This window comes from Rhodopseudomonas sp. BR0C11 (genome assembly GCF_010820945.1).
GTDB classification, from domain to species: Bacteria; Pseudomonadota; Alphaproteobacteria; order Rhizobiales; family Xanthobacteraceae; genus Rhodopseudomonas; species Rhodopseudomonas palustris_H.
This window is the reverse complement of record NZ_QTKI01000374.1, coordinates 1-4,871: the sequence shown is the minus strand read 5'-3', so window position 1 is coordinate 4,871 and position 4,871 is coordinate 1. Positions and strand designations below refer to the sequence as shown.

Annotated in this window: 5 protein-coding genes and 1 pseudogene; 2 read left to right on the top strand and 4 right to left on the bottom strand. The window is 62.5% G+C overall.

Annotated features, from left to right (window positions below; all coding sequences use genetic code 11):
* Nucleotides 1-269: pseudogene (locus DYI24_RS21385) on the bottom strand (DNA-processing protein DprA); the annotation flags it as partial.
* A gap of 116 nt (nucleotides 270-385) precedes the next feature.
* Here DYI24_RS21385 and DYI24_RS21380 point away from each other — a divergent pair.
* Nucleotides 386-1,261: a hypothetical protein gene (locus DYI24_RS21380; protein ID WP_164573760.1), complete on the top strand. Its 876-nt coding sequence runs from the start codon at nucleotides 386-388 to the stop codon at nucleotides 1,259-1,261.
* Between the two features lie 33 nt (nucleotides 1,262-1,294).
* Here DYI24_RS21380 and plsY read toward each other — a convergent pair whose 3' ends face one another.
* The 3 genes from plsY to DYI24_RS21365 all read right to left on the bottom strand — a co-directional run bounded on the left by plsY (nucleotide 1,295) and on the right by DYI24_RS21365 (nucleotide 4,355).
* Nucleotides 1,295-1,906 carry a glycerol-3-phosphate 1-O-acyltransferase PlsY gene (gene plsY / locus DYI24_RS21375; protein ID WP_164573759.1) on the bottom strand — a complete coding sequence of 204 codons (612 nt, stop codon included), beginning with the start codon at nucleotides 1,904-1,906 and terminating at the stop codon, nucleotides 1,295-1,297.
* Nucleotides 1,907-2,080: 174 nt separating this feature from the next.
* The gene (locus tag DYI24_RS21370; RefSeq protein WP_164573758.1) at nucleotides 2,081-3,382 is read right to left on the bottom strand and encodes a dihydroorotase; all 1,302 of its coding nucleotides are present in this window, start codon (nucleotides 3,380-3,382) and stop codon (nucleotides 2,081-2,083) included.
* Between the two features lie 19 nt (nucleotides 3,383-3,401).
* The gene (locus DYI24_RS21365) at nucleotides 3,402-4,355 is read right to left on the bottom strand and encodes an aspartate carbamoyltransferase catalytic subunit (protein ID WP_011158662.1); all 954 of its coding nucleotides are present in this window, start codon (nucleotides 4,353-4,355) and stop codon (nucleotides 3,402-3,404) included.
* Nucleotides 4,356-4,547: 192 nt separating this feature from the next.
* On the opposite strand from DYI24_RS21365, the gene DYI24_RS21360 reads away from it, so the two are divergent.
* Nucleotides 4,548-4,871, top strand: a 324-nt coding sequence (locus DYI24_RS21360; RefSeq protein WP_246701335.1) for a thiamine pyrophosphate-binding protein, incomplete at its 3' end; no start/stop codon positions are given.

Below are 4,871 nucleotides of genomic sequence, written 5' to 3'. Positions count from 1 at the left end.
CCGGTCTCGCCCGGCGCCACCAGCTCGACGCCGATCCGGCGTCCGCCCTCGATCTCGCGCCGCGCTTCGTCTTCGGATGGGATACGGCCGGCCCGCGCCGCGCCGCCCCGCCGCGCCAGCTCCGGCAACCGCTCCAGCGCCACACGCGCCGAGCCGAAATGATTGATCAGCGACCGAAATGTGCGAGGGCCGACATTGTCAGCCCGGATCAGCCGCAGCCAGTCGATCCGCTGCGCCTCGGTGAGAAGGTGAATCTCTTGATCGCCCACGTTAGAAAATCTTGCGCAACTATCTTAACAAAGCAACATCTGTTGATGTCTCGCGAGGTGCAGTCTTGTGATAGTTGGGTTTGAAGCTCCGGTGATATGGATCTAGAGGGTGTCTGATGCTATCTCGGCGAGAAATTAGCAAGCTTTCGAAACAGATTCACCGAAGCAATGCCTTTGAAAGGTATCGTGATTCAATCGGTGCTTTGGTTGATGAGTACCGGAGCTTCAGGACGGATCAAGCTAAGGCTGATCGCGGGCGCTTTATCAGAGATTGTCTTACTTTGTTTGGATTATTTACTGCTGCGGGTATATCAGCATTCCAGTTGCATGAAATGATACGGGTTTACGCTCCCATCAAAGCTCAGGCTGAATTCACGCAAGAATCATATGTTGCAGTTCAGCGTCCGTTTGTCGATGGAAAGAGCCTAGTAATAAGTGACAGTGTCTTCTCGGGGTACCATTTCTTCCAGGTTCACTTGGAAAATACTGGTAATACTCGTACCCAGAATGCTGAGGTGTTCACCCATTTTGAGTTCAGGGAGGACGAGGTCAATGACCCGCCTCCTGCCGGAAGGGTGAGGCCGGCGCATAGCTCTTTGGACCCAGAGCTGGTATTTAATTCGATAAAGGATAATTTCCCGGCTCAGCCTATATCTCTCGCCGCGAAAGGTATTGTGCCTATAAATGTTGGAGGAATTCCGACTGGCGCGATGATCAAAATGGCCAAGAACAGGGCGGAAGGATACGTTTACGGACTGGTCAGATACAATGATGGCTTCGCTGGGACTCCAAGGCGAATCTCCAAATTCTGCTACGCGGTAGTTCCGCTTTTAGATGCAGACGGAAAACTCGACGTGAAATATGGACTGTGTTGGCACTGGAATTGTGCAGATGAGGAATGCGAAAACGACAAGAGCCGGTACTTTCTTAGGATGGCGCAGAATAGAGCTAGAGGGCAAGGGCTCCCGCCGCCACCGGGGGACTCAAAATAGAATGCGTTCTTTTATCTAAACGAGAATTCTCAGTTACTTCTTCTGCCCGATCTTGCTCTCGGTGCCGGCCTGCAGCCGCATGATGTTTTCGCGGTGCATCCAGAACAGCAGCAGCGTCAGCACCGCGAACAGCGAGGCGAGGGCGTCGTGCCCGAACCACCACAGGAAGATCGGGGTGACGAAGCTCGCGACCAGCGCGGACAGCGATGAGTAGCGCGAGGTGAAGGCGGTCGCGAGCCACATCAGGCAGAACACGATCGCGGCAGGCCAGAACAGTCCGATCAGCACGCCGATATAGACGGCGACTCCTTTGCCACCTTTGAACTTCAGCCACACCGGAAACAGATGGCCGAGGAAGGCGCCGAGCGCCGCCAGCATCGCGGCGTTGGCGGCGACCGCGTCGGTGCCGGAGGCGAGATAGGCGGCGAGGATCACCGCGGCGGTGCCCTTCAGCGCATCGAGCAGCAGGGTCGCGGCGGCGAGGCCCTTGCGGCCGGTTCGCAGCACGTTGGTGGCGCCGATATTGCCGGAGCCGATCGAGCGCAGATCCTGGGTACCGGCGATCTTGGTGAGGATCAGGCCGAACGGGATCGAGCCGAACAGATAACCAATCACCAGCGCGGCGATGTAGATCCCGATCATCACAACTCTCCAAACACTTTAGCGCGGCAATAAAGTCAGACTCTCCCCGTCATTGCGAGGAGCGAAGCGACGAAGCAATCCAATTCCGTGCTCGGCATTTCTGGATTGCTTCGCTGCGCTCGCAATGACGGATCGAAAGGCCTAGTTCAAGCGGCTGACTCAACCAGCCTTCGAATCTCACACATGCTCATAGACGGTGCGTCCGCCGACGATGGTGCGGGTCACACGGCCGGAGAACCGCGCTTCGTCGAACGGCGTATTCTTGCACTTCGATTTCAGTTCGTCCGGATCGACCAGCCACGGCACGTCCGGATCGATCACGATCAGGTCTGCGGGGCTGCCTCCGCGCAGCGTGCCGCCGGGCAGGCCGAGCAGTTCGGCCGGGCGGGTCGACATCGCGCGGATCAGGCTCAAGAAGTCCAGTTCGCCGGCGTGCACCAGCCGGAGTCCGGCCGGCAGCATCGTCTCCAGCCCGATCGCGCCGGCGGCGGCTTCGGCGAACGGCAGCCGCTTGACCTCAACGTCCTGCGGATTGTGATCCGACATCACCACGTCGATCAGCCCGGAGGCGATCGCCGCGATCAGCGCCTTGCGGTCGGCTTCGGTGCGCAGCGGCGGCGCCAGCTTGAGGAAGGTGCGATACGGCCCGATGTCGTTCTCGTTGAGCGCGACGTGATTGATCGAAACCGACGCCGACACCGGCAGGCCAAGGTCGCGGGCGCGCTGCAGGATCTCCAGAGACTCGATGCAGCTCAGCGACGCAGCGTGGTAGCGGCCGCCGGTCAGCATCACCAGGCGAATGTCGCGCTCGAGCATCACCGTCTCGGCAGCGTTGGGGATGCCGGCGAGGCCGAGCCGAGTGGCGAACTCCCCCTCGTTCATCACGCCTTCGCCGACCAGGTCGGGGTCCTCGGTGTGATGCACAATCAGCGCATCGAAATCGCGCGCGTAAGTCAGCGCCCGGCGCATCACCTGCGCGTTGGTGATGCTGAGGTCGCCGTCGCTGAACGCCACCGCGCCGGCGGCCTTCAACAGACCGATCTCGGTCATCTCCGCACCGGCCAGACCCTTGGTGACGGCCGCCATCGGATGGATGTTGACGATCGCGGTGTCGCGGGCGCGGCGCATCACGAAGTCGACCGTCGCCGAATTGTCGATCACCGGGTTGGTGTTGGGCTGGCAGACGATGGTGGTGATGCCGCCGGCGGCCGCGGCCTGGCTGGCGGATGCGAAGGTCTCGCGGTGGCTAGCGCCGGGTTCGCCGACGAAGGCGCGCATGTCGACCAGACCGGGCGCGACCACCATGCCGGCGCAATTGACGATGTCGGTGCCTTCAGGGACGCCGGCAGCACCGATGCCGCGACGGGCATCGCGGATCACGCCGTCGGCGATCAGCACGTCGCCGATGCCGTCGAAGTCGCGTGAGGGGTCGATCAGGCGTGCGTTGGCGAGCAGGATCGGGCGGCGATCGGTCAGCATGTTGTTTCCCGTTCCGGCATCAGGCGTTCGGCAGATTGCGGGCGAGCGCTTCGAGCACCGCCATGCGCACCGCCACACCCATTTCGACTTGTTCGCGGATCACCGACTGGGCGCCGTCGGCGACGATCGAGTCGATCTCGACGCCGCGGTTCATCGGGCCCGGGTGCATCACCAGCGCGTCCGGCTTGGCGTATGACAGCTTCTTCTGGTCGAGCCCGAAATAGTTGAAGTACTCGGCCGAGGACGGCACGAACGAGCCGTTCATGCGCTCGCGCTGCAGCCGCAGCATCATCACGATGTCGGCGCCGTCGAGCCCTTCGCGCATGTCGCGAGCCACCTCGACGCCCATCCGTTCGATGCCGGCCGGCAGCAGCGTGGAGGGAGCGACGACGCGGACGCGGGCGCCCATGGTGTTCAGCAGCAGAATGTTGGAGCGGGCGACGCGCGAATGCATCACGTCACCGCAGATCGCCACCACCAGCCCTTCGAGCCGGCCCTTGTTGCGGCGGATCGTCAGCGCGTCGAGCAGCGCTTGGGTCGGATGCTCATGGGCGCCGTCGCCGGCGTTGATCACCGAGCCGTCGACCTTGCGGGCCAGCAGTTCCACGGCGCCGGAGGCGTGATGCCGGACCACCAGGATGTCCGGGTGCATCGCGTTCAGCGTCACCGCGGTGTCCATCAGGGTCTCGCCCTTGCGCATCGACGATGATGACACGCTCATGTTCATCACGTCGGCGCCGAGGCGCTTGCCGGCGATCTCGAACGACGACTGCGTCCGGGTCGAGGCCTCGAAGAACAGATTGACCTGGGTGCGGCCGCGCAAACTGGTGCGCTTTTTGTCGACCTGCCGGTTGAGCTCGACATACTCCTCGGAGAGGTCGAGCAGGCCGGAAATGTCGGCGGCGGAAAGCCCTTCGATTCCCAGCAGATGCCGGTGACCGAGGACGAAAGTCGATTTTGGGGCGGGGGTCATTAAAGCAAGAGCTATAGGGAGAGTTGGAAAGCCGGGCAAGCGCCAACGGGGCGCGGCGCGGAATAATCCCCCGGCGTTGTGGAACAGCCGGCATTTCGGCCTTGCGGCGTGTCACACGGGCGTGCGGTTGGTCGAAAGTCGGAAGCTCTGGTAAAGCGGTCCGGCGCTTTCCGTGCCCAGTCAGGAGCTCCCATGCCGACGCTTGCGACCGCGCTGCTCGACGCCCTCAAGGATCACGGGGCCCGGGAAATCTTCGGCATCCCCGGCGATTTCGTGCTGCCGTTTTTCAAGGTGATCGAGGAAAGCGGCACGCTGCCGTATTTCACCCTGAGCCACGAGCCGGCGGTGGGCTTCGCGGCCGATGCGGCGTCGCGCTATCGCGGCAGTATCGGCGTCGCGGTGGTGACTTACGGGGCCGGCGCGTTCAACCTCGTCAACTCGATCGCCGGCGCCTATGCGGAGCGCTCGCCGGTGGTGGTGATCGCCGGTGCGCCCTGCGCCCGCGAGCCCACCAGC